Source organism: Nocardioides xinjiangensis (assembly GCF_017916455.1).
In the GTDB taxonomy this organism is placed as follows: Bacteria; Actinomycetota; Actinomycetes; order Propionibacteriales; family Nocardioidaceae; genus Nocardioides; species Nocardioides xinjiangensis.
Genome location: NZ_JAFMSY010000003.1, coordinates 69,894 through 91,475 on the forward strand (window position 1 = coordinate 69,894; position 21,582 = coordinate 91,475).

The window sequence follows — 21,582 nt, forward strand, 5'->3', positions numbered from 1 at the left end:
GGCGCCGGCATGAGCAATCCCTTCGACCGACCCAGCGGCCCCCAGGGCCCCGACGGCCCGCAGCGGCCCGGTGGACCCGCAGGTCCGGGCGGCCCCCGTACCGTGACGTCGTCGCGCCGCCCCGGCGCGCTCGTCATCACCGCGATCGTCCTGATCCTCGCCTTCATGCTGCTGAGCGGGTTCGCGTCGTTCTGGACCGAGCGGCTGTGGTTCGGGTCGGTGGGCTACAGCGAGGTCTTCAGCACGCTGCTGCTCACCCGGGTCGGGCTGTTCCTGGTCTTCGCCGGGCTGATGGCGGCGACCGTCGCGCTCGCGATGTCGATGGCCTACCGCTTCCGTCCGGTGCTGTGGCCGGGCATGCCGGGCGTCCCCGACGACGGGATGGACCGCTACCGCCAGCTCCTCGCCCCCCGGATGGCCTGGGTGGTCGCCGGCGCGTCGGTGGTGATGGGCCTGTTCGCCGGCGCCTCCGCGTCGGGGCAGTGGCGCAGCTACTCGCTGTGGCGGCACGGGCAGGAGTTCGGCACGACCGACCCCTACTTCGAGAAGGACGTGGGGTTCTACGTCTTCGAGCTGCCGTTCTGGCACTACGTCGTCGACTACGTCATGGCGCTGGCGGTCGTGGGCCTGATCGCCTCGATCCTGATGAACTACCTCTTCGGCGGCATCCGTCTCTCCGCGCGCCCGGGTGAGCGCCTGACCAGCGCCGCGCAGATCCAGGTGTCGTCGCTGCTGGCGATGTTCGTGATCGCGAAGGCCGTCGACTACTGGCTCGACCGGTTCGACCTCGTGACGAGCTCCGGCTCGATCTTCACCGGCATGGGCTACACCGACGACAAGGCCGTGCTGCCGGCCAAGGAGATCCTCGCCGGCATCGCCCTCGTCTGCGCCCTGCTCTTCCTTGCCAACATCTGGCGGCGCACGTGGCTGCTGCCGTCGGTCGGGGTGGCCCTGTTCGCGCTGTCGGCGATCATCCTCGGGCTGATCGTGCCGACGCTGGTCCAGGCCATCCGGGTCAACCCCAACGTGCCGGACCGCGAAGGCCCCTACATCAAGGAGAACATCGACGCGACCCGCGAGGCCTACGCGCTCGACGCCGTGGAGACCAGGCCGGTGGGCGGTTCGCCCGGCCCGGCCGACGGCCGCCTCGACGAGCTCGACGCGGCGACCTCCAACGTGCCGCTGGTCGACCCGAAGGTCGTGAGCGAGGTCTTCGAGCAGCAGCAGCAGGTGCGCGGCTACTACTCGGTGAGCAACGTCCTCGACGTGGACCGCTACGACATCGGCGAGACCGACCGCGCCGTCGTGCTGGGCGTGCGCGAGCTCTACCAGAACGGCATCGCCGAGGGCGACCGCGACTGGTCCAACCTGCACACGGTCTACACCCACGGCAACGGCGTGATCGCGGCGTACGCCAACCAGCGCCCCGAGGACGACTCCAGCCAGTCGCTCAGCATCCAGTGGGCGGAGGGCCAGCAGGCCGACGAGGACGCGCTGAGCCGCGAGTACGGCGACGACTTCGAGGGCCGGGTCTACTACGGCGAGCAGAGCCCGTCCTACAGCATCGTGGGCAAGCCCGACGGCGGCGAGGACATCGAGCTCGACCTCCCGCGCGGGACGAGCAGCTCGGAGGCCGAGGAGTCCGGCACCGAGACGACGTACGACGGCCAGGGCGGCGTGCCCGTGGGCAGCCTGTTCAACAAGCTGCTCTACGCCGTGAAGTTCGGCGAGCCGAACTTCATCCTGTCCGGCCGCGTCCACGAGAACTCCAAGGTGCTCTACGACCGCAACCCCCGCACCATGGTCGAGAAGGTCGCGCCGTGGCTCACCGTCGACTCCGACCCCTACCCGGTGGTGGTCGACGGCGGGATCAAGTGGGTGCTCGACGGCTACACCGTCACCGACAAGTACCCGCTGTCGCAGCGTGAGTCGCTGGAGACGATGACCGACGACTCCCTCCAGCAGGACAGCGGCTTCCAGACGCTGCCCACCGACGAGATCAACTACATGCGCAACTCGGTCAAGGCGACCGTCGACGCCTACGACGGCACCGTCACCCTCTACGCCTGGGACGACAGCGACCCGATCCTGCGGGCGTGGGACGAGGTGTTCCCCGGCGTGCTCGAGGAGCGCGAGGAGATCCCCGACGAGCTGCTGTCGCACCTGCGCTACCCCGAGGACCTGTTCAAGGCCCAGCGCTACCAGTACCAGCGCTACCACGAGACCTCGGCGGCCGACTGGTACGAAGGCTCGACCCGGTGGGAGGTGCCGAAGGACCCGCAGGCGGCGACGCGGCTCCAGCCGCCGTACCGGCTGTTCTCGGAGACCGACGGCGAGTCGACGTGGTCGCTGACCTCGGTCTACGTGCCGCGCGAGCGGGACAACCTGGCGGCGTTCATGAGCGTCAACAGCGACGCCACGGACACCGAGGACTACGGCAAGATCTCCGTCCTCGAGCTGCCCGACACCCGCACGGACGGCCCGCGCCTGATCGCCGCGGCGCTCAGCACCGACGAGACCGTCCGGCAGGAGCTGCTGAGCTTCACCCAGGGTGACGCCACACCGGTGTTCGGCAACCTGCTCACGCTGCCGATCGGCGACAGCTTCATGTACGTCCAGCCGCTCTACACGCGCCGCGACGACGAGTCGGCCTACCCGATCCTGCGCTTCGTGCTGGTCTCCTACCAGGGCCGCGTCGGCATCGGCGAGACCCTGCGTGACGCGATCGAGGACTCCCTCGACGGCGTCCCGGCCACGCCGGAGGACCCCGAGGGCGAGGAGGGCGAGGAGCCGACCGAGCCGCCGTCGGCCTCCCCGACGGACGAGCCCGGCGAGGAGCCGACCCCGGCGCCCGAGGGCACGCAGGCGCAGATCCGCCAGCTGCTCGTGCAGGCCGAGGAGAAGTTCAACCAGGCGGACGCGGCGCAGCAGCGCGGCGACACCGTCAGGTGGGCCCGGCTGATGGAGGAGGGGCGCGACCTCATCGAGGAGGCCGTCCGGCTCGCCGGCTGAGCCGATCGGTCGGAGGCCCGTCGGACGGCCCGTCGAACAGGACGAAGCCCTGTCCGACGGGCCGTTCCCGCGTACGCCGTCGCCGGGGCGGCAGCTTCGTCCTGTCCGACGCGCCGCGGTCGCGGTGTGAGCAGCGCCATGGGACCCCGATTTGGGGTCCGCCGCGGCGCCCCTGTAATGTTCTGTTCACCGACGCGGGGTGGAGCAGCTCGGTAGCTCGCTGGGCTCATAACCCAGAGGTCGCAGGTTCAAATCCTGCCCCCGCTACCAATCGGATCGAGGCCAGACATTCGTCTGGCCTCGATCTGTTTCCCGCTCAGCCGGCGCCTCACTCCTCCTGCCGGGCCTGCTCGTCGAGCAGCTCGCGGGCGTGGCCGCCGTCCTCCTCCTGGTCGAGCCCGCGCCGGAAGCTGTCGAGCTTCTCCCGCCCGGCGGGGAAGGGCGGGAGCAGCGGGACGTCGGGGTCGACGACCGCCTCGAGCACGACGGGCCGGTCGGCGGACAGGGCGCGGTCCCATGCGGCGTCCACCCCGTCGGGCGAGTCGACGCGGATGCCGGTCAGGCCCAGCAGGTCGGCGTACGCCGCGTAGGGGAAGTCGGGGAGCGCCTGGCTGGCGGCGAAGCGAGGGTCGCCCTCGGTCTCGCGCTGCTCCCAGGTCACCTCGGCCAGCTCCTGGTTGTGCAGGACGAGCACGACGAACCGCGGGTCGGCCCACTCGCGCCAGCGGTGCGCCACCGTGACGAGCTCGGAGATGCCGTTCATCTGCATGGCGCCGTCGCCGACGAGCGCCACCAGCGGCCGGTCGGGGGCGTGCAGCTTGGCGGCGAGCCCGTAGGGCAGTCCCGAGCCCATGGACGCCAGCGTCGAGGACAGGTGAGCCGGCACGCCGGGCGGCAGGGTGAGGTGCCGGGCGTACCAGTAGACCACCGAGCCGACGTCGACGCTGACCTGCGCGTCGGCGGGAAGGCGGGGGGAGAGCGCCCGCACGACGCGCTCGGGGCTGAGCGGGCGGGCGGCGGCGCCGGCCCTCCGCTCGGCGAGGTCGTGCCACTCCCGGACCCGGTCCTCGACGTCCGCCCGCCACCCGTCCCGCTGGCGGAGGCGCGGCAGCAGCGCCTCCAGGGTCTCGGCGGCGTCACCGACCAGCCCGACCTCCACCGGGTAGCGGTTGCCGAGGTGGCGGCCGTCGATGTCGACCTGGACCGCGCGGGCCTGCCCGGGAGCGGGGTAGAACTCCGTCCACGGGTCGTTGCTGCCGACGATCAGCAGGGTGTCGCACTGGTCGAGCAGCCAGCCGGAGGCGGTGGTGCCGAGGTGGCCCATCACGCCGCAGCTCGTGGGCAGGGTCTCGTCCCAGAAGGGCTTGCCGAGCAGGCTGGTGGTGACGCCGGCGCCGAGGCGCTCGGCCACCGCGCGCACCTGCCCGCCCGCGCCGCGGGCGCCCTGGCCGACGAGCAGGGCGACCCGCTCGCCGGCGTCGAGCACCTCGGCGGCGGCGGCGAGGTCCACGTCGTGCGGCACGACCCGGGGTGGGCGCCACTGGACGGACGTGGGCACGACGCCGTGCTCGTGCGGCAGGGCGTCGGGCGCCGGGGCCACCTGGACGTCGTGGGGAAGGATCACCACGCACGGCGACCGGGTGGCGAGCGCGGTGCGGAAGGCACGGTCGAGCACCATCTGGGCCTGCTCCGGGGCCAGCACCGCCTGGACGTACTGCGCGGCGACGTCCTTGAAGACGCTGGTCAGGTCGATCTCCTGCTGGTACTCCGCCCCGAGGGCGGTCGTGGGCTGCTGCCCGACGATCGCGACGACGGGCTGGTGGTCGAGCTTGGCGTCGTAGAGCCCGTTGAGCAGGTGCACGGCCCCCGGTCCCTGCGTGCTCGTGACCACGCCGATCCCGCCGGTGTACTTCGCGTGGCCGACGGCCATGAGCGCGGCGTTCTCCTCGTGCCGCGCCTGGACGAACTCAGGGTCGCCACCCGCCCGGCGCAGCGCCCCCATGAACCCGTTGATGCCGTCGCCGGAGTAGCCGAAGAGCCGGTGCACGCCCCAGTCACGGAGCCGGTCGACGACGAGGTCGGCGACGAGTCGTTGCCCGGCCACGTCAGGCCCGTCCGGAGGTGAGCTCGGTCCAGCCACGCACGTCTGCCTCCTCGGCCCGTCGGTCAGGGGCCTCCCAGTGCCCAGGGCGGGGGAGGGGATGCGTGCACTGCGGACGTGACGGCAGCGTCGCGCCGGTCGCGGGACGCATCGTCGTCGGGGCCGCGGGTACCCGTCGTTCGTGGTCGTACGACGCGTGGACCGGGTGGCCGAGCCGTGGGGCAGCCGGACGCCGTACGGCCCGGGCGAGGACTGGCCCGTCCGGGTGGACACCCACCTCGCGGACGGGATCGCGCCCGAGGACGTGGACCGGTGGGTGCAGTCGGCGTCGATCCTGCACTCCAACGGCGACGGCATCGACATCGCGGTGAAGGACGACCGGATCGTCGGCGTCCGCGGTCGCGCGGTCGACCGGGTCAACCGCGGCCGGCTGGACCCGAAGGACCTCTACGGGTGGCAGGCCAACGGCTCGCCCGACCGGCTGACGCGACCGCTGGTCCGCCGGGACGGACGGCTGGTCGAGACGGACTGGGACACCGCCATGGGGGCGGTCGCCGGGCGGACCCGCGAGCTGCTCGAGGAGCGCGGCCCGAGCTCGATCGGGTTCTACACGACCGGGCAGCTGTTCATCGAGGAGTACTACACCCTCGGGCTCATCGCGCACGGCGGGATCGGGACCAACCACGTCGACGGCAACACGCGGCTGTGCACGGCCACTGCGGCGGCGGCCCTGAAGGAGTCGTTCGGCTGCGACGGGCAGCCCGGGTCCTACGCCGACCTCGACCACGCCGACACGATCTGCCTCTACGGCCACAACATGGCCGAGACCCAGACGGTCCTCTGGACCCGGGTCCTCGACCGCCTGGCGGGACCGAACCCTCCCCGCATCGTGTGCGTCGACCCGCGCCGGACACCCGTGGCGCGGCACGCGACCGTGCACCTCGCGCCACGTCCGGGCACCAACGTGATGCTGATGAACGCGCTCCTGCGTGAGCTCCTCGTCAACGACTGGGTCGACCACGCGTACGTCGACGCGCACGCCGTCGGGTTTCCCGAGCTGCGGAAGATGGTCGACGACTGCACGATCGAGCGCGCCGCCGAGGTGTGCGACGTCCCCGCCGGCGACCTCCGGGAGGCGGCCCGGCTCATCGGGACGGCCGAGCGCCTCGTCTCGAGCGTGCTCCAGGGGTTCTACCAGTCGCACCAGGCCACCGCCGCCGCCGTGCAGGTCAACAACGTGCACATCGTCCGCGGCATGCTCGGCCGGCCGGGCTGCGGCGTCCTGCAGATGAACGGTCAGCCGACCGCGGAGAACACCCGCGAGTGCGGCGCCGACGGGGACCTGCCGGCGTTCCGCAACTGGTCGAACGACGCCCACGTGGAGGACCTCGCCCGCATCTGGAACATCGACCCGATGCGGATCCCGCACTACACCGCCCCTACGCACGCGATGCAGATGATGCGGTACGTCGAGGACGGGTCGATCCGCTTCCTCTACGTCACCGCCACCAACCCGGTCGTGTCCATGCCGGAGCTGCGGCGGATGCGGTCGATCCTGTCGCAGGACCGGCTCTTCCTCGTGGTGCAGGACCTGTTCCTGACCGAGACCGCCCGGCTCGCGGACGTCGTGCTGCCCGCGGCGACCTGGGGGGAGAAGACGGGCACCTTCACCAATGCCGACCGGACGGTGCACCTCTCGGAGCGGGCCGTCGACCCGCCGGGGCAGGCCCGGTCGGACCTCGACATCCTGCTCGACTACGCGAGCCGCCTCGACCTGCGCGACAAGGACGGGGCGCCGCTGGTGAAGTGGTCCACGCCCGAGGAGGCCTTCGAGGCGTGGAAGGAGTGCAGCCGCGGCCGACCGTGCGACTACACCGGGATCACCTACGACAGGCTGCGCGGCGGCAGCGGGATCCAGTGGCCTTGCACCGACGAGCACCCCGACGGCACGGAGCGGCTCTACGCCGGCGGGCGGTTCTGGTCCCGGCCCGACTACTGCGAGAGCTACGGCCGGGACCTCGTCACCGGCTCCCCGGTGTCGCCCGTGGAGTACCGCGCCCTCAATCCCGACGGCAAGGCGGTGATCAAGGCGGGCGAGTACCTGCCGCCCCACGAGCTGCCGACCGAGGAGCACCCCTTCCAGCTCATCACCGGCCGGACGCTGTACCACTTCCACACCCGCACCAAGACCGGGCGCGCACCCGAGCTCCGGGCCGCGGCTCCCGAGGTGTGGGTCGAGGCCTCGGCCGCGGATGCCGAGCGGCACGGCTGGAGCGAGGGTGACCTGCTGCGCATCACGACCCCCCGAGGAGAGGTCACCGCCCGGCTGCGGGTGAGCGGGATCCGTCGCGGCGTGCTGTTCCTGCCGTTCCACTACGGCTACTGGGACACCGAGGCGGGGCACGAGCCCGGCACGGTCGGACGTGCGGCCAACGAGCTCACCCCCACCGACTGGGACCCGGCGTCGAAGCAGCCGATCTTCAAGACGGCCGCGGCCGCCGCCACCCGGGTGCGGGCCACCGACGGCACGCCCTCATCGGCGCCGACGACCACGGGGTCGCGCCCGGTCGACGCCGGCGTCCCTGCAACACGGGGGATCGCCACCGCCCTCGTCCACGAGGACTCCGGCGGGACGGGGGCCCGGCCATGAGCGTGGTCCGGAGCCTCCGCAGCCTCCATGGGAACAAGGTCGGTGCCGCCATCGAGGAGCTGCACCGGGCCGAGAACGACCTGGCCGGCGCGCTGCTCCACCTCAGCGACAGGCAGCGCACCGACCAGGAGGTCTTCCACGTCGCGCGCGACATCGCACGGTGGTCCCAGCAGCACGCCCGCGACCTGGCGCGCGTCGGGTCTGACTACGGCGTCGAGCTGGACCCGGAGCCGGAGGACGAGTCGGCGCTGCTGGCCCGGCTGAGGCAGAAGGCCGCCGAGGCGGTCGGCCGGCTCCACGAGCCGTCGCTCCTCCTGCTCGCGGACCTCCGGCACATCCACCGCGAGGCGGCGGGTGTCTCCCTGGACTGGGAGGTGCTGGCGCAGACCGCGCAGGCGATGCAGGACCGCGAGCTGCTGGGGCTCTGCCAGGACGCGCACCCCCAGACCCTGAGGCAGATGCGCTGGGCCGACGCCAAGGTCAAGGAGACGGCGGCCCAGGTCATGGTCACGGGCTGACGGTCCCGTCGTCGCGGCGGGCGCCCGGCCACGGCGTCAGGGTCGTGTCCCGCTGACCACCAGCATCTCGCACGGGCCGACGAAGCCGTCGGGCCCCTCGAACTGCTCGAGCGCCTCCTCGATCTCCCGCCACGCGGCGTCACGGTCCGCCTGGGTCACCGCGGAGAGCATCTGGTGCAGCGCGCCGAAGGACTCGTGCTCGAACCGCACGCACTCGCGGGCGCTGGCCATCCGGACCGGGGACGGCACCGCGGTCACGGTGACGTCCTCGAAGCCGGCGGCGGCGTACGCCGCCTCGGCGACCCCGGGCGCGGCGAGGCTGAACGGCCCGGGCAGGCCGGGCTGCGGCGCCGGCAGGTCGGCGATCCGCCGGATGATGCCGACCGGGAGCGAGAAGAACCCGTTGCGATCTGGGGTCGAGTAGACGACGGCCGAGAGCCGCCCACCGGGGCGCAGCACGCGGTGGATCTCGCTGAGCGCGCGGTGCTGGTCCGGGAAGTAGATCAGGCCGACGCGGGAGATCGCGGCGTCGAAGGACCGGTCCGCGACCCCGGCGAGGTCCTCGCCGTCCGCCTCCAGGGTGACGACCTGGGTGAGTCCCTCCGCGGCGGCGACGGCGGCGGCGTGCTCGAGGATCGCCGGTGAGATGTCGGTCGCGAGGACGCGTCCTGACGGACCGACCCGACGGGCCGCGGCCAGGGACTGTCCGCCCGCCCCGGCGGCCACGTCGAGCACGGCCGATCCCGGGCGGAGCCGTACGTCGTCGAGCATCTGCCGGGTCGCGGCGCCCAGCCAGTCCTCGATGGCCGGTCCCCACCGGTGCCAGGCGTCGGCGGCCTGCTCCCACTGGGTGCGCGTGGTGGCCTTGAAGGCGACGGGGTCGAACGTGGTGGTCATGGGATCCTCCTGTGCTGGGTGGCTGGGCTGTGCGACCACGTTCTCCCGCCTGCCGCACCGCCCTCCAGTACGACTTCTGGACCGGGGCGGAACAGTTTCTGGACTCGCCGTCGGGACGGGCGGACACTGATGGGGTGAAGGACTACGGGCAGTACTGTCCGGTCGCGCTGGCGAGTGCCGTCATCGCGGAGCGCTGGACGCCGCTGATCGTCCGTGAGCTGGTCCTGGGCGGGAAGAGGTTCAACGAGATCGACCGCGGTCTGCCGGGCATCTCGCGCACCTTGCTCAAGCAGCGCCTCGAGCACCTGCAGCGCAAGGGCGTCGTCGACCGGGTCGCCACGCCGACCGGTCACGAGTACCACCTGACCCCTGCGGGCCGTGACCTCGAGAAGGTCATCATGGCCGTCGGCGAGTGGGCGGTCCGCTGGATGTTCAGCGAGCCCGAGCCGCGCGAGGTCGACCCGGTCACCCTGACCTGGTGGATGTCGCGGCGCCTCGACGTCGCCGCGCTGCCCGACCGGCGCACGGTCGTGCAGTTCGACTACGCGGGCGACGCCCCGACCCGGATCTGGATGGTCATCGAGCGTCGCGAGACCTCCGTCTGCACGGACCCGCCGGGCTTCGAGACCGACCTGGTCGTCGTGGTGGCGCCCGTGGACCTGATGCGGGTGTTCTCCGGCATCGTCACCTACCCCGAGGCCCTGGCCCAGGGCGCGCTCACGCTGACCGGTCCGCCGCGGCTGGTCCGTGACTTCCCGCGCTGGTGCGCCTGGAGCCCGTTCGCGCCGGCGGTGCGGGAGCGCCTGGGCCTGCCTCCCGGGGATGCCGCGCCGGAGCCCAGGCAGCCGGCGCCCTGACGGCGCACAGGGCAATTCCGGTCGGGCGGACCACTCGTCCGGTCCCGCAGACTGGGGCCATGACCGAGTCGGGACGCGACCGCCTCCGCGAGCTCCTCGACGCCGTGCTGGACGAGGACCACGCGACCCTCGCCGACATGGCCGGCGGCGCGTACGCCTCGCCGTTCCACTTCAACCGGCGCCTGCGCCGCGACGCGGGCGAGCCGCCCGTCGCGATGCGCCGGCGCGTCATGCTGGAGCGGGCCGCCTGGCGGATCGCCGGAGGGTCGAGCGTCACCGACGCGGCGTTCGAGGCCGGCTACGAGTCGGTGGAGGGCTTCGCTCGCGCGTACAGCAGGGCCTTCGGGCACCCGCCCAGCACGCCGGCGTCCGGGCACTGGCTCCCGGCCCCCAACGGCATCCACTTCCACCCACCCATGTCGCTGTGGGTGCAGTCCACGGAGCAGCGCGTGAACCCCATCACCGAGCACCTCGTCCGCCACGACCTCGACGACACGCGGACCCTCCTCGACCTCGCCAAGGGCGTGCCGGCGGACGCCTACGAGGCACCGCTGCTCCCGGGGATGCAGGTCCTCGGCTTCGACGGCCCGGACGAGTCGCTGGCGCAGCTGCTGGAGCACCAGGTCGCGACGAAGGAGATCTGGCTCGCCGCGATCGAGGGCGCCGACCTCCCGCCCGCGGCCGGGCGCGACCCGGCGACCCTGCTGTCGCGCCACGACGAGGTGGCGCCGAGGTGGCTCGCGACGGTGCGGGACCTCGACGCGCGCGGCGCCTGGGAGGACCGGCTCGTCGACGCCCTCTGCGACCCGCCGGAGAGCTTCGTGATGGCCAGCGTCCTCGCCCACGTGGTGACCTACTCCGCGGCCCGCCGGCAGCTCGCGCGGCACCTCCTGCTGCGGCACGGCGTTGTGGTCGACGACGGCGACCCGATCACCTGGCTGCGCCGCCAGCGCGGCGAGGAGTGAGGACCGGACCGGGCCTCGCCCTCAGGAGGTTGAGGACCAGTCCTCAGAACGCGTAGCGCACCCGGCACTCCGGCAGCTTGTCGGCGAGGAGGTCGGTGAGCTGCTTCACCCAGCGCCCCTTCCAGCCGGTGCGGTAGCGCACGTTGACCTGGCCGCTCTGGCTGCGCTTGGGCTGCTGCAGGTCGGGCCGCCACAGCAGCTCCTCGCCGCGGGGGTGCCAGCCGAGGTTCACCTCGTGCAGGTCCTCGTTGTGCGTCAGGAAGATGACCTCCGCGGCCAGCTGTGCCCGGGTGCGGGGGCTGGTGCCGTCGGCGACCTGCTCGAGCAGCTCGGACCACTCCTCCAGCCAGGTCTCGTGGACGATGACCGGGCTGAGGTTGACGTGGACCTCGTAGCCCGCCTCGACGAAGTCGTCCATCGCGGCGATGCGGTCGGCGATCTTGGAGGTGCGGACGTCGACCAGCCGCGACGTGCCCTCGGGCATGAGGCTGAACCGCACGCGGGTCCCGCCGCGCGGGTCCCAGGTCAGCAGGTCGCGGTTGACCAGCTTGGTCGCGAAGCTGGCCTTGGCGTTGGGCAGCCGGGCGAACAGGTCGACCAGGTCGCGCACGTTGTCGGAGACCAGCGCGTCGGCCGAGCAGTCGCTGTTCTCGCCGATGTCGTAGACCCAGTCCACCGGGTCGCACTGGTTGGGCTCCGGCTTTACGCCCTGCCGCCCCGCGTGGCGCTCGAGGTATCCCAGCACCGCCTCGATGTTGGCGAACACGGTGATGGGGTTCGCGAAGCCCTTGCGACGCGGGACGTAGCAGTAGGAGCACGCCATGGCACAGCCGTTGGCGGTCGACGGCGCGATCCAGTCGCTCGAGCGCTCGTTGCGCCGGGCGCTGAGGGACTTCTTCTCGCCCAGGACCAGCACCTCCTGCTTGTTGCGCACCCAGTCCTCCACGGCGCCGGCGTTGCCGTAGAGGCCGGGGATCGCCTGGTGCGACAGCACCTCGATGCGCTCGGCGTCGGGGAACCGGTCGAGCACCTCGCGGGCGCGGGCGAAGCGCTCGATGTCGCGCTCGTGGTAGATGCGGCGGACGTCGAGGAGGCGGTCGGCCAGCGCGGTGGGGACCCGGCTCACGACGGCGGACCTCCGAGCCGGCCCTCGACGTCGACGACGTGGGCACGCACCTCGTCGGCGACCGCCTCGGGGTGGGTCCGAGGAGCCCAGTGCCCCGCGGCCAGGTGGCGGCGGCGGAGGTTCTCGCACCACGGGTCGCTGGCCGTGAGGGACCCCTCGCGGATGAACGGGTCGCGCGTGAGCGCGAGCTGCAGCACCGGCACCGACGTCCGCCGCTCGCGGGGGCGCCGCGCCGCGCCGCCGAGGTTCCCCCGGTAGTAGCGCAGGCCGGACACCATGTCGCGCCCGCCGGCGACCCGGAGGACGGGCGGGGCGAGGGAGGAGACGAGGAACGGCACGTAGGACGAGGAGACGGCCTGGCCGACCACGCCCGCGAGGCCACCGGGACTCGGGTGGCGCAGCGTCCGGCGCACCCAGTCGGCGACATGGTCGAGGTTCGGGCCGCTGATCGAGGTGAAGGACGCCACCCGGCGCTCGGCGCCGGGCTCGCAGACGGCCTCCCACGCCTGAACCGAGCCCCAGTCGTGGCCGACCACGTGGGCGGGGCGGTCGGGGGACACCTCGTCGAGGACGGCCATCAGGTCCGCGGCCAGGCGGGGCAGCGCGAACGACGTGTCCGGAGCATCGGTGAGGGAGAGCCCCTGTCCGCGCGTGTCGTAGACCACGACGCGCAGGTCCTCGGCGAGGCGCCTCGCCACCGGGAGCCAGAGCCGGTGCGTGTCGGGATAGCCGTGCACCAGCACCACCGGGGGCGCGTCGGGGTCGCCGGTCTCGTGCACCGCGAGGTCCACCCCGTCCGCGTGCACGGTGCGCTGCCGCCAGCGGCGGCCTGGGCCGGGGGCCGGCCCGGGAGGGTGGTCGTCTGCCGCGTCCATGCCGCCCGGTACCCCGGTGGCGTCCGTCCAGCCGTTCAGCGTCGCAGCACCTTCTCCATCGGCCGACCCTTGGCCAGCTCGTCGACCAGCTTGTCGAGGTAGCGGATCCGCCGCATGAGCGGGTCGTCGACCTCCTGCACCTTCACCCCGCAGACCGAGCCGGTGATCTGCTCGGCACGCGGGTTGAGCGTGGCCTGCGCGAAGAAGTCCTCGAAGGTGGTGCCCGCCGCGAGGTGGGCCTGCAGCGTCTCCGCGTCGAACCCGGTCAGCCACGCGATGACCTCGTCGACCTCGCTCCGGCTGCGCCCCTTCCGCTCCGCCTTCGCCACGTAGTGGGGATAGACCGAGGCCACGCTCGTGGTGAAGATCCGGTGCATGCCTTCGAGGATAGGTGCCGGGACCGACACTCAGCCCTTGTCGGGGTCGGCCGCCCTGCTCAGGACCTCGGACTCGCTGGCGACGGCCTTGACGGTCGCCGGGTCGACCAGGGGCTCGGTGCCGGGCTGGTGGAGGTCGGTGTCGGTCGTGTCGGGGTTGAAGCCCTCGGCGGCCGCCGGGATGCCGGACGGGGTGGTCAGGTCGTCGACGGTCTCGTCGGCTGCTCCGGCAGCCACCTCGGCCTCGCTCATGCCGAGGGCGGGGGCGAGCACCGCCGCCTTCTTGGACGGGGCCTTCTTGGCCGGGGCCTTCTTCGCTGCGGCCTTCTTCGCCGGAGCCTTCTTGGCGGCAGCCTTCTCGGCCGGGGCCTTCTTGGCGGCGGCCTTCTTGGCGGGCGCCTTCTTCGCGGCGGTCCCGTCGGCCGGAGCCGTACGCGTCCCCAGCACCTCGTCCACCACGGGAGCGGGCGCCGCATCGGCCTCGGACCCGGCGTCGGATGCGGCGTCGGGTGCGGCCGTCCACGGGGCGCCGGCGGGCACGGGCGTCGCCCCGGTGGCACGCTCGACGGCCCAGCCGACGACGCGTGCCGTGGTGCGGAGGCCGGCCCGGGCGGCGCCCACGGACGTGCCGATCGTCGCTCCGGCGACGGCGCCAGCGGTCCGGGCGGGATGGGTGATCACTCCGGTGACCGTGCGGATGGGGTTCACGAGTCGTCCTCTCGTCGGGGGGTGCACCCCGTGCCGTACCCAGTCGGCGGCCGTCCCAGACCTCCCCGGCACGTGGCGTGGGCCACGTCGAGCCGGACCCCGCTTTCGGGGTGGGTCGGTGCGTGCGAGGCGAGCCAATGGGTACGGGGGAGGTCCACGGACGCCGACATCCACGGCGTCGAGAGGAGGAAACACCCATGACCGAGCGCGCACACCTCAACACCGGTCGGAACACCAAGGGCTCACCCGTCCAGGCGGCGGCCGTCCTCGTTGGCGCCACCTTCCTGCTCGTCGGGGTCCTGGGGTTCATCCCCGGCATCACCACGCAGTACGACGGGCTCGAGGCGGCCGGGCACGAGTCCCACGCCAAGCTCCTCGGCATCTTCCAGGTGTCGATCCTGCACAACGTCGTCCACCTGCTCTTCGGCGCCGCCGGCCTGGCGCTGGCGCGCACCGCGTCCACTGCCCGCACCTTCCTCATCGGCGGCGGCGCGATCTACCTCGTGCTGTGGCTCTACGGGCTGGTGATCGACAAGTCGTCGCAGGCCAACTTCGTGCCCCTCAACACCGCCGACGACTGGCTGCACTTCGTCCTCGGCGTCGCCATGATCGGGCTCGGCGTCGTCCTCGGGAAGCGCAGCCGGGGCTCCGTCACCGCCTGAGCCCCATGACGACGGGCGACAGGCTCCACTTCATCGGCAACGCGACCACGGTGGTCACGTTGGGGTCCTTCACGCTGTTGACGGACCCCAACTTCCTGCACCGCGGCCAGCGCGCCTACCTGGGGTGGGGCCTGTGGACCCGTCGCCTGACGGATCCGGCCCTCGAGCCCGAGCAGCTGCCGCCGCTGGACGCGGTGCTGCTCTCGCACCTGCACGGGGACCACTTCGACCGGGTCGCCAAGGCGCGGCTCGACCGGTCACCGCCCGTGCTCTCCACGCCGGAGGCCGTGCGCCGGCTGGACTCGTGGGGGTTCGACGGCCAGGCGCTGCGCACCTGGCAGGAGCACACCCTCACCAAGGACGGCGAGGAGCTCCGCGTCACGGCCGTCCCCGGGATCCACGCGCGGGGGCTGCTCGGCAAGATGCTTCCCCCCGTGATGGGCAGCATCGTCGAGCACGTCGTCGGCGGCGAGGTGCGTCGGCGCGTCTACTTCAGCGGCGACACCCTCACCGGCTCGCACGTCGACGAGGTCCGTGAGCGGTTCCCCGGCATCGACGCCGCGGTCGTGCACCTCGGCGGCACCCGGGTGCTGTTCCGCACCGTCACCATGGACGCCCCGATGGGCGTCGACTTCGTCGAGCGGTGCCGGCCCGCGGTCGTGATTCCGGTGCACCACGACGACTACACCGTCTTCCGCTCGCCCGTCTCCGACTTCGAGGCCCGCGCACGCGAGCGGGGACTGCAGGCCACGCTGCGCCGCCCCGCCCACGGCGACGTCGTGAGCCTCGTCCCGACCACCGGCTGAACGAGCGCCCGCCGGCTCACTCCGCCCGGGACGGAAGGTCGACCGGCCGTCCGAGCAGCGGCGCCACCAGTCGTCGGATCGTGGCGCTCGGCGCCAGCCCGAGCTCGTCGGCGAGCAGCCGCCGGTAGTGGTCGTACTGGCGCAGCGCCTCGGCGTGGTTGTCCTCGGCCATGTGCACGGCGATCACCTGTCGGTGGGCGCTCTCCCGCAGCGGCTCCGAGCGCACCGCGCCCAGCCCGGCGCGCAGCGCGTCGTGGTAGCGGCCGGCACGGCACAGCAGGTCGGCGCCCCGCTCGAGGGCGTGCAGGCGGCGCTGCCGGAACGACTCCTGCTCCACCGACAGCCAGTCGTCGTGCCAGCTCGGCAGCAGGTCCTGGGTGAGCAGCGACAGGTCCGGCAGGTCCTCGACGCTCGGCGAGTCGGTGCCGCACAGCAGGCTGGCGCGGGCCTCGGCCTCCCACAGGTCGACGCTCAGGTCGGGGTGCAGCCACACCTCGAGCGCGTCGCCGAGGACGAGCGCGCGGCCGCGGTCGCGCGGCAGCCGCCACAGCACCGAGCGCAGGGTGGAGGTGGCGCGCGCGGGATCGGAGTCCGGGCGCATCATCTCGGCGAGGGCGCTGCGCGAGGCGCGGCGTCCCTGGTGGAGCACGGCGAGCAGGGCGAGCAGGCGGCGTGCGCTGGCCGGGACGGCGTGCGGCTGTCCGTCGATGTCGAGCCGGAACCCTCCGAGCAGGTTGAGTCGTGCCGTCAACGCCACAGCGCCTCCCCAGATCGCGATCGCGTGCGCTGTCAGTGCCCCTCACCCGGGCGTCCATGCATTCCCGGTGACGCCGCCGTGACGCCGCGCCGCGCCGGCCGCGACGGCCCGTCGGCGATGGGTGGACACCGCCGGAACGCCGGGCGGGAGCCTCGGACGACTCGCGGGGGACACGTAGTGGACAGGCAGGGGACACGAGGCGTACGGCAGCGCAGCCGCCGCCGTCACGGGGACCGAACGGCTCTCCGGGAGCGTGGACGGCCAGGAGCGACACCCGCTCCTGCCACCCCACGCGATCGGAAGGACCGTCATGTACCGGCACACCAAGGAGCTCCAGTGGAGCGCCAAGCCCGAGCGTCCCGACGCCCTCTACGCCGCCAAGCTGCAGGAGGTCATCGGCGGCCAGTTCGGCGAGATGACCGTGATGATGCAGTACATGTGGCAGGGCTGGGCGTGCCGCACGCCCGGCAAGTACAAGGACATGATCCTCGACATCGGCACCGAGGAGATCGGCCACGTCGAGATGCTCACGACGCTGCTGGCGCGGCTCCTCGAGGGAGCGCCGGCCGAGACGCAGGCGGAGGCCGCGGCCGCGAACCCGGCGCTCGCCGCGGTGCTGGGCGGCCAGAACCCGCAGCAGGCGATCGTCAGCGGCGGCTTCGCGATGCCGACCAACAGCCAGGGCGTGCCGTGGAACGCCGGCTACATCGTCGCGAGCGGCAACCTGCTCGCCGACTTCCGGCACAACGTGGCGGCCGAGGCACAGGGCCGCCTCCAGGTGTCCCGCCTCATCGGCATGACCGACGACCCCGGGGTGAAGGAGACGCTCTCCTTCGCCCTGGCCCGCGACACCTTCCACCAGCAGCAGTGGCTGCTCGGCATCGAGCAGCTCATCGAGGACGGGCACACCGACGGCCTCGAGGACTCGCGCAAGGACGAGGAGGCCTCCGAGCACGCCAGCGTCTTCTACAGCTTCCACGAGGGCAGCACCGCCCACGAGGGCCGCTGGGCGCAGGGCACGACCCTCGTCGGCGACCAGGAGATCAGGTTCGAGGAGGGCCGTGCCCTGACCGACGACGTGCAGGAGCTGCCCGCCCCCGACCCGCTGCACTTCTCCACCTACGACGGCTCCAAGGGCCCCGGCAAGCCCGGTACCGCCGGTGGCGCCTACGCCCAGGGGGCGCAGAACCTGATGAACAAGGCCAAGGAGAAGCTCACTCCGGGGGAGTGAGCCGCTGCCATGACCGAGCTCCTGCTCCGCCCCCTGGCCGACGCCTTCATGCAGGTCGGCGTGTTCGTCGCCCTGATGGTGGCGCCGTTCGGCTGGGCACGCTGCCGGTGGGGCCACCGCCTCGACGCCGCCCTCGAGCGGCGCCGGGCGGCGGCCCCCCTGGTGGCGGCGGCGCTCACGATGCCCCCCGGCTGCGGCGGCGCCATCATGGTGATGGCGGCCTACGGCCGCGGTGCGGTGTCGTACGGCTCGGCCGTCGCCGCCCTGGTGGCGACCATGGGCGACGCGTCCTGGGTGCTGCTGGCCCACGACCCGTGGCTCACCGTGCAGCTCAAGGGGCTGCTGCTGGTGGTGGGGGCGTGCACCGGCTGGCTCGTCGACGCCGTGGGTCTCGACCCGCGCCGGAAGCGGCCGGCCGCCGCACCCACCTCCCGGCGCGTGGCCCCGCCCGCCCCGACAGCGGTCCCGGCGCCCGCCCCGGTGCCGGTCGCGGCCCGAGCCGTGCCGGCCGCGCCGCGACCCGCGTTCGCGCTGCACGAGGTCGGCGTCCTGCCGGTCCTGCTGTGGCTCGCCATCGGCGGCGGCGCGACCGTGAGCCTGCCCGTGACCTTCCAGCTGCTCGACCCGGAGACCCTGTACCTGGTGCTCGGCGTGCTCGGTGCGACGGTCGCCGTCGTGGTCTTCGCCCGCGCCGGCTGCCGGCTGGCCGACGACGACGAGTCATCCGCCTCGGAGACGTCGTTCGCGGCGGTCCTGCGCCACGGCGGCCACGAGGTGGCGTTCGTGACGGTGTGGGTCGCGGTCGCCTACCTCGCCTGGTCGATGGTCACCCACCTCACCGGGTTCGACGGATCCACGCTCCCGGTCCTGGGCGTGGCGGGCGTGCTGGTCGGGGCGCTGGTCGGCCTGGTCCCGGGCTGCGCCGTGCAGCTCGTCTTCGCCGGGATGTTCGCCGCCGGCGGGATGCCCCTGGCCACCCTCGTCGCCAACACGATCAGCCAGGACGGCGACGCGCTGCTGCCCCTGCTGGCCCTGGAGCACCGCTCGGCGCTCGTCGCGACGGTGCTCACCACGATCCCCGCCCTCGCCGTGGGGTTCGCGTTCCTCGTCCTCGCGTGAGGCGACCGCCTCACGCCCCCCGCGACCCGAACTCAGCCCAGACAGACCCAGACCCAGACCCAGACCCTGTCGCCGCTCGTGAAGGAGCATCCCGTGTCCGCCCACCGCCTCGTCTCCCCGCCCGCGCAGCTCACCACCGGTGACCGCGTCCAGCTCCTCCTCGCGCTGTGCTGCGCGCTCACGCTCACGCCGTTCGGCGCGGCCATGGCGGCCGTGGTGCTCGCCGTGCTGCTCGCTCGGCGCGGTGCGCGCCGGATGCTCGAGCGCTCAGTCGCGGTGGGTGGAGGGATCCTCGCCCCGGCGCAGGGGCCCGGCCTGCTCCACGCGGCCGGCCACCGCCGCGAGGCGGTCGCTCGTCCGTGAGGTGCGCGCGTGCAGGTGCGGGAAGCGCCTGCCGCCCGACTCGAGCGCGTCGCGGCTGCGGTCCAGCACGGTGAGCGGGAGGGCGGCCAGCGCGTTGCCCGGCGGCCGCCGGGAGACGACCGGGTGCGGCCGCGTCGGCGCCGTGCGGCGCACCGCCTCCCACGCGACGCCGAGCACCTGCAGCCGGCGGGTGCTGAGAGCGTCCTGGAGGCGGGGGAGCAGCTCGTCCTCCTCGTCGCGCACGTCCTCGCGCAGCACGGTCGCCAGCCTCGCGAGCACGTCGCGGCGCTCGGGGGTCCCGGGTGCGAGGTCCTCCAAGGAGGTCCACAGCTCGTTGACCTCCTGGTGCTCCTGCTCCACCTGGAGCGTGAGCTCCTCGCCGTCGGGGAGCACGCGACGGGCGGCGGGCCAGATCACCGACTCCTCGGCGAAGGCGTGCGGGAACACCAGGCGCGCGATGGCCTGCAGGGTGGCGTCCTCCTCGACACCGGGCGCACTGCGGTCCAGCCGCTGCAGCAGCCGGTCGAGACGCTCGTGGTCGCGCTTCTGCCGGGTGAGGATGCTCAGCGGCCCGCCGAGGCTCTCGAGGTCCTGGTCTGCGAGTGAGGTCATGCCACCGCGGTACCCCGCCCGGGCGCTGTCACGCACCTCGGTCCCCGGGCCCGCGGCGTCCCGCGGGCCCGACTCAGCGACGCAGCGCGCGGACCGCTCGCCAGGCGGCGTACGCCCCCAGCGCCCACGGCGCCCCGTTGACGACCGGGTCGAGGGCGTGGTGGCGCACGTCGCTGCGCCCGCGCCGGGACCGCAGCCCGCCGTGCGTCGTCTCCGCGCGGATGCCCGTCTCGGTGAGCGGGTTGTCCGGGCGCAGGCTGGCGAAGGACCGCACCACGTGCTCGACCACGTCGACGCGGTCCGCGGCGATCAGCAGCAGCCAGTGGGCGGCCTTGCCCTCGCTGTGCCGGGCGTACGCGTAGCGCCGGATCGGGCCGGCGAGGCCGCGCAACGGCTGGGCGGTGCCGAACACGGGGGTGAGGCGTGCGTGCTCGATCGAGCGCTCCCGGCCGACCCCGCCGGGCTGGTCCACCGGGACGTCCCAGTGGGCGCCGGTCGCGCTGAGGTCGAGGACCTCGCGGGGGTACGACGGGCGGTCGGCCGGGTCGAGGTCGGCACCCCAGCCCGGGATGCGGGCGCGCAGCTCGTCGGGTGACTCGGGGAGCGGGGGCTTGTCGGCGCTGTAGGGCACGGGACGTCCTTCCTCAGTCTGCTCAGTCGTCGCTGACGACGATGACCGGCTTGATGCAGCCGTCGAGCTTGGCGGAGAAGACGTGGTAGGCGTCGGCGATCTCCTCCAGCCCGAAGCGGTGGGTGACGATGTCGTTGGGCTTCAGGTAGCCCTTGCCGATGTGCTCGAGGAGGCGGGGCCACTGGCGCCTCACCGGCGCCTGGTTCATCCGGAGGGTGAGGCCCTTGTTGAGCGCGTCGCCGAACTTCACCGCGCTGAAGATGGGGCCGTAGGCGCCCATCACCGACACGGTCCCGGCCTTGCGGACGCCGTCGATCGCCCAGTTGAGCGCCGTCGGCGAGCCGCCCTGGAGCTTGAAGCGCGCCGAGGTCAGGTGCTGGGTCATGTTGCCGTCGGCCTCGGCGCCGACGGCGTCGATCACGCGGTCGAAGCCGAGGTGGTCGGTCATCCGCTTCATGGCCACGACGACGTCCTCCACCTCGTCGTAGTCGAGGACCTCGGCGTAGGCGAAGGTGCGCGCCTTCTCGAGGCGCTCGGCGAGGTGGTCGATGACGACCACGCGGCCCGCACCCATCAGCCAGGCGCTGCGGGCGGCGTACAGCCCCACCGGTCCGGCGCCGAGCACCGCGACGGTGTCGCCCTCGCGGATGTCGGCCAGCTGCGCGCCGAAGTAGCCGGTCGAGAGGGCGTCGGTCATCAGCAGCGCGTCCTCCTCGTCGAGCCAGTCCGGGATCACCATCGGCCCGACGTCGGCGAACGGGACCCGGACGTACTCCGCCTGCCCGCCGTCGTACCCGCCGGTGGTGTGGGAGTAGCCGTAGATGCCGCCGACCGCGGTCGCGTTGGCGTTGACGTTGTGGCAGTTGGAGTACAGGCCGCGGGCGCAGAAGAAGCACGTGCCGCAGAAGATGTTGAAGGGGACCATCACGTGGTCGCCGACCTTCAGGTGGCGCACCGAGGGGCCGACCTCGTCGACCACGCCGACGAACTCGTGGCCGAACGTGTGGCCGACCCGGGTGTCGGGCATCATCCCGTGGTACAGGTGCAGGTCCGAGCCGCAGATCGCGGCCCGTCGCACCCGGACGACGGCGTCGTTGGGGTGCTCGATCCTGGGCCGCGGCTTGTCCTCGACGCGGACGCGGTAGGGACCGCGGTAGACCATGGCGCGCACGGGTGCCTCCGGGTGCTGTGCAGTGCTGGTGCTGCAGGGCTGGGTGCTGCAGGGCTGGGTGACGGGTCGACCGACCGGTACGCCGGCCCGCGCGAGCGCGCGGGCCGGCGTACGCGGAGGAATCAGGCCCCAGGGATCAGGCCC

At 73.0% G+C, this 21,582-nt stretch carries 19 protein-coding genes and 1 tRNA gene; 10 read left to right on the forward strand and 10 right to left on the reverse strand.

From position 1 onward, the window contains the following. Positions 1-9 precede the first annotated feature (9 nt). Both J3P38_RS13800 and J3P38_RS13805 read left to right on the forward strand, forming a co-directional pair. A complete protein-coding gene (locus J3P38_RS13800) occupies positions 10-3,012 on the forward strand; it encodes a UPF0182 family membrane protein (RefSeq protein ID WP_210504080.1) in 3,003 nt (1,000 codons plus the stop codon). A gap of 193 nt (positions 3,013-3,205) precedes the next feature. Next, positions 3,206-3,282 (forward strand) — tRNA-Met (locus J3P38_RS13805). 58 nt (positions 3,283-3,340) lie between these two features. Here J3P38_RS13805 and J3P38_RS13810 read toward each other — a convergent pair. Beyond that, entirely contained in the window at positions 3,341-5,116 is a 1,776-nt protein-coding gene (locus J3P38_RS13810) for a thiamine pyrophosphate-requiring protein (protein ID WP_210504081.1), read from the reverse strand. 178 nt (positions 5,117-5,294) lie between these two features. Here J3P38_RS13810 and J3P38_RS13815 point away from each other — a divergent pair, with 178 nt between their 5' ends. Further along, entirely contained in the window at positions 5,295-7,763 is a 2,469-nt protein-coding gene (locus J3P38_RS13815; RefSeq protein WP_210504082.1) for a molybdopterin oxidoreductase family protein, read from the forward strand. Continuing rightward, positions 7,760-8,281: a hypothetical protein gene (locus J3P38_RS13820; protein ID WP_210504083.1), complete on the forward strand. Its 522-nt coding sequence runs from the start codon at positions 7,760-7,762 to the stop codon at positions 8,279-8,281. The genes J3P38_RS13815 and J3P38_RS13820 overlap by 4 nt, the downstream gene beginning before the upstream one ends. Before the next feature lie 36 nt (positions 8,282-8,317). Here the strand turns inward: J3P38_RS13820 and J3P38_RS13825 are convergent, their stop codons facing one another. Further along, positions 8,318-9,178, reverse strand: a complete 861-nt coding sequence (locus tag J3P38_RS13825; RefSeq protein WP_210504084.1) for a class I SAM-dependent methyltransferase — start codon at positions 9,176-9,178, stop codon at positions 8,318-8,320. 134 nt (positions 9,179-9,312) lie between these two features. Here J3P38_RS13825 and J3P38_RS13830 point away from each other — a divergent pair, with 134 nt between their 5' ends. Further along, on the forward strand, positions 9,313-10,035 hold the full coding sequence (locus J3P38_RS13830) for a winged helix-turn-helix transcriptional regulator (RefSeq protein ID WP_210504085.1): 723 nt from the start codon (positions 9,313-9,315) through the stop codon (positions 10,033-10,035). A gap of 59 nt (positions 10,036-10,094) precedes the next feature. Beyond that, positions 10,095-11,000 carry a helix-turn-helix domain-containing protein gene (locus tag J3P38_RS13835; protein WP_210504086.1) on the forward strand — a complete coding sequence of 302 codons (906 nt, stop codon included), beginning with the start codon at positions 10,095-10,097 and terminating at the stop codon, positions 10,998-11,000. 43 nt (positions 11,001-11,043) lie between these two features. Here the strand turns inward: J3P38_RS13835 and J3P38_RS13840 are convergent, their stop codons facing one another. The 4 genes from J3P38_RS13840 to J3P38_RS13855 all read right to left on the reverse strand — a co-directional run bounded on the left by J3P38_RS13840 (position 11,044) and on the right by J3P38_RS13855 (position 14,086). Further along, positions 11,044-12,126, reverse strand: a complete 1,083-nt coding sequence (locus tag J3P38_RS13840) for a spore photoproduct lyase family protein (protein ID WP_210440350.1) — start codon at positions 12,124-12,126, stop codon at positions 11,044-11,046. Then, the gene (locus J3P38_RS13845; RefSeq protein WP_210504087.1) at positions 12,123-12,932 is read right to left on the reverse strand and encodes an alpha/beta fold hydrolase; all 810 of its coding nucleotides are present in this window, start codon (positions 12,930-12,932) and stop codon (positions 12,123-12,125) included. The genes J3P38_RS13840 and J3P38_RS13845 overlap by 4 nt, the downstream gene beginning before the upstream one ends. Before the next feature lie 104 nt (positions 12,933-13,036). Next, positions 13,037-13,378, reverse strand: coding sequence for a DUF2200 domain-containing protein (locus J3P38_RS13850; RefSeq protein WP_210440352.1), 342 nt, complete (start codon positions 13,376-13,378; stop codon positions 13,037-13,039). A 30-nt stretch (positions 13,379-13,408) separates the two neighbouring features. After that, positions 13,409-14,086 (reverse strand): hypothetical protein, encoded by a 678-nt coding sequence (locus tag J3P38_RS13855; RefSeq protein WP_210504088.1) that lies wholly within the window; start codon positions 14,084-14,086, stop codon positions 13,409-13,411. 197 nt (positions 14,087-14,283) lie between these two features. On the opposite strand from J3P38_RS13855, the gene J3P38_RS13860 reads away from it, so the two are divergent. Together J3P38_RS13860 and J3P38_RS13865 are read left to right on the forward strand one after the other, a co-directional pair. Further along, on the forward strand, positions 14,284-14,748 hold the full coding sequence (locus J3P38_RS13860) for a DUF4383 domain-containing protein (RefSeq protein ID WP_210440354.1): 465 nt from the start codon (positions 14,284-14,286) through the stop codon (positions 14,746-14,748). A gap of 5 nt (positions 14,749-14,753) precedes the next feature. After that, a complete protein-coding gene (locus J3P38_RS13865) occupies positions 14,754-15,554 on the forward strand; it encodes an MBL fold metallo-hydrolase (RefSeq protein WP_210504089.1) in 801 nt (266 codons plus the stop codon). 16 nt (positions 15,555-15,570) lie between these two features. On the opposite strand, the gene J3P38_RS13870 is transcribed toward J3P38_RS13865, so the two are convergent. Then, a complete protein-coding gene (locus J3P38_RS13870) occupies positions 15,571-16,305 on the reverse strand; it encodes an AfsR/SARP family transcriptional regulator (protein WP_210440356.1) in 735 nt (244 codons plus the stop codon). 316 nt (positions 16,306-16,621) lie between these two features. Between J3P38_RS13870 and J3P38_RS13875 the strand changes: the two genes are divergently transcribed. Further along, positions 16,622-17,542 (forward strand): manganese catalase family protein, encoded by a 921-nt coding sequence (locus J3P38_RS13875; protein ID WP_210440357.1) that lies wholly within the window; start codon positions 16,622-16,624, stop codon positions 17,540-17,542. Between the two features lie 9 nt (positions 17,543-17,551). Then, positions 17,552-18,661, forward strand: a complete 1,110-nt coding sequence (locus tag J3P38_RS13880) for a putative manganese transporter (RefSeq protein WP_210504090.1) — start codon at positions 17,552-17,554, stop codon at positions 18,659-18,661. 267 nt (positions 18,662-18,928) lie between these two features. Here the strand turns inward: J3P38_RS13880 and J3P38_RS13885 are convergent, their stop codons facing one another. The 3 genes from J3P38_RS13885 to J3P38_RS13895 form a co-directional block, all read right to left on the reverse strand. Next, the gene (locus J3P38_RS13885) at positions 18,929-19,636 is read right to left on the reverse strand and encodes a hemerythrin domain-containing protein (protein WP_210504091.1); all 708 of its coding nucleotides are present in this window, start codon (positions 19,634-19,636) and stop codon (positions 18,929-18,931) included. 73 nt (positions 19,637-19,709) lie between these two features. Then, the gene (locus tag J3P38_RS13890) at positions 19,710-20,267 is read right to left on the reverse strand and encodes a hypothetical protein (RefSeq protein ID WP_210440360.1); all 558 of its coding nucleotides are present in this window, start codon (positions 20,265-20,267) and stop codon (positions 19,710-19,712) included. 22 nt (positions 20,268-20,289) lie between these two features. Further along, positions 20,290-21,429 (reverse strand): zinc-dependent alcohol dehydrogenase, encoded by a 1,140-nt coding sequence (locus tag J3P38_RS13895; protein ID WP_246851171.1) that lies wholly within the window; start codon positions 21,427-21,429, stop codon positions 20,290-20,292. Positions 21,430-21,582: the final 153 nt, after the last annotated feature.

Excerpts from the sequence above, each read along its gene's own strand:
- J3P38_RS13895 (WP_246851171.1), bottom strand. The coding sequence starts at position 21,429 with ATGGTCTACCGCGGTCCCTACCGCGTCCGCGTCGAGGACAAGCCGCGG.
- J3P38_RS13860 (WP_210440354.1), top strand. The coding sequence starts at position 14,284 with ATGACCGAGCGCGCACACCTCAACACCGGTCGGAACACCAAGGGCTCA.
- J3P38_RS13800 (WP_210504080.1), top strand. The coding sequence starts at position 10 with ATGAGCAATCCCTTCGACCGACCCAGCGGCCCCCAGGGCCCCGACGGC.
- J3P38_RS13820 (WP_210504083.1), top strand. The coding sequence starts at position 7,760 with ATGAGCGTGGTCCGGAGCCTCCGCAGCCTCCATGGGAACAAGGTCGGT.
- J3P38_RS13880 (WP_210504090.1), top strand. The coding sequence starts at position 17,552 with ATGACCGAGCTCCTGCTCCGCCCCCTGGCCGACGCCTTCATGCAGGTC.
- J3P38_RS13825 (WP_210504084.1), bottom strand. The coding sequence starts at position 9,178 with ATGACCACCACGTTCGACCCCGTCGCCTTCAAGGCCACCACGCGCACC.
- J3P38_RS13865 (WP_210504089.1), top strand. The coding sequence starts at position 14,754 with ATGACGACGGGCGACAGGCTCCACTTCATCGGCAACGCGACCACGGTG.
- J3P38_RS13835 (WP_210504086.1), top strand. The coding sequence starts at position 10,095 with ATGACCGAGTCGGGACGCGACCGCCTCCGCGAGCTCCTCGACGCCGTG.
- J3P38_RS13850 (WP_210440352.1), bottom strand. The coding sequence starts at position 13,378 with ATGCACCGGATCTTCACCACGAGCGTGGCCTCGGTCTATCCCCACTAC.
- J3P38_RS13875 (WP_210440357.1), top strand. The coding sequence starts at position 16,622 with ATGTACCGGCACACCAAGGAGCTCCAGTGGAGCGCCAAGCCCGAGCGT.
- J3P38_RS13885 (WP_210504091.1), bottom strand. The coding sequence starts at position 19,636 with ATGACCTCACTCGCAGACCAGGACCTCGAGAGCCTCGGCGGGCCGCTG.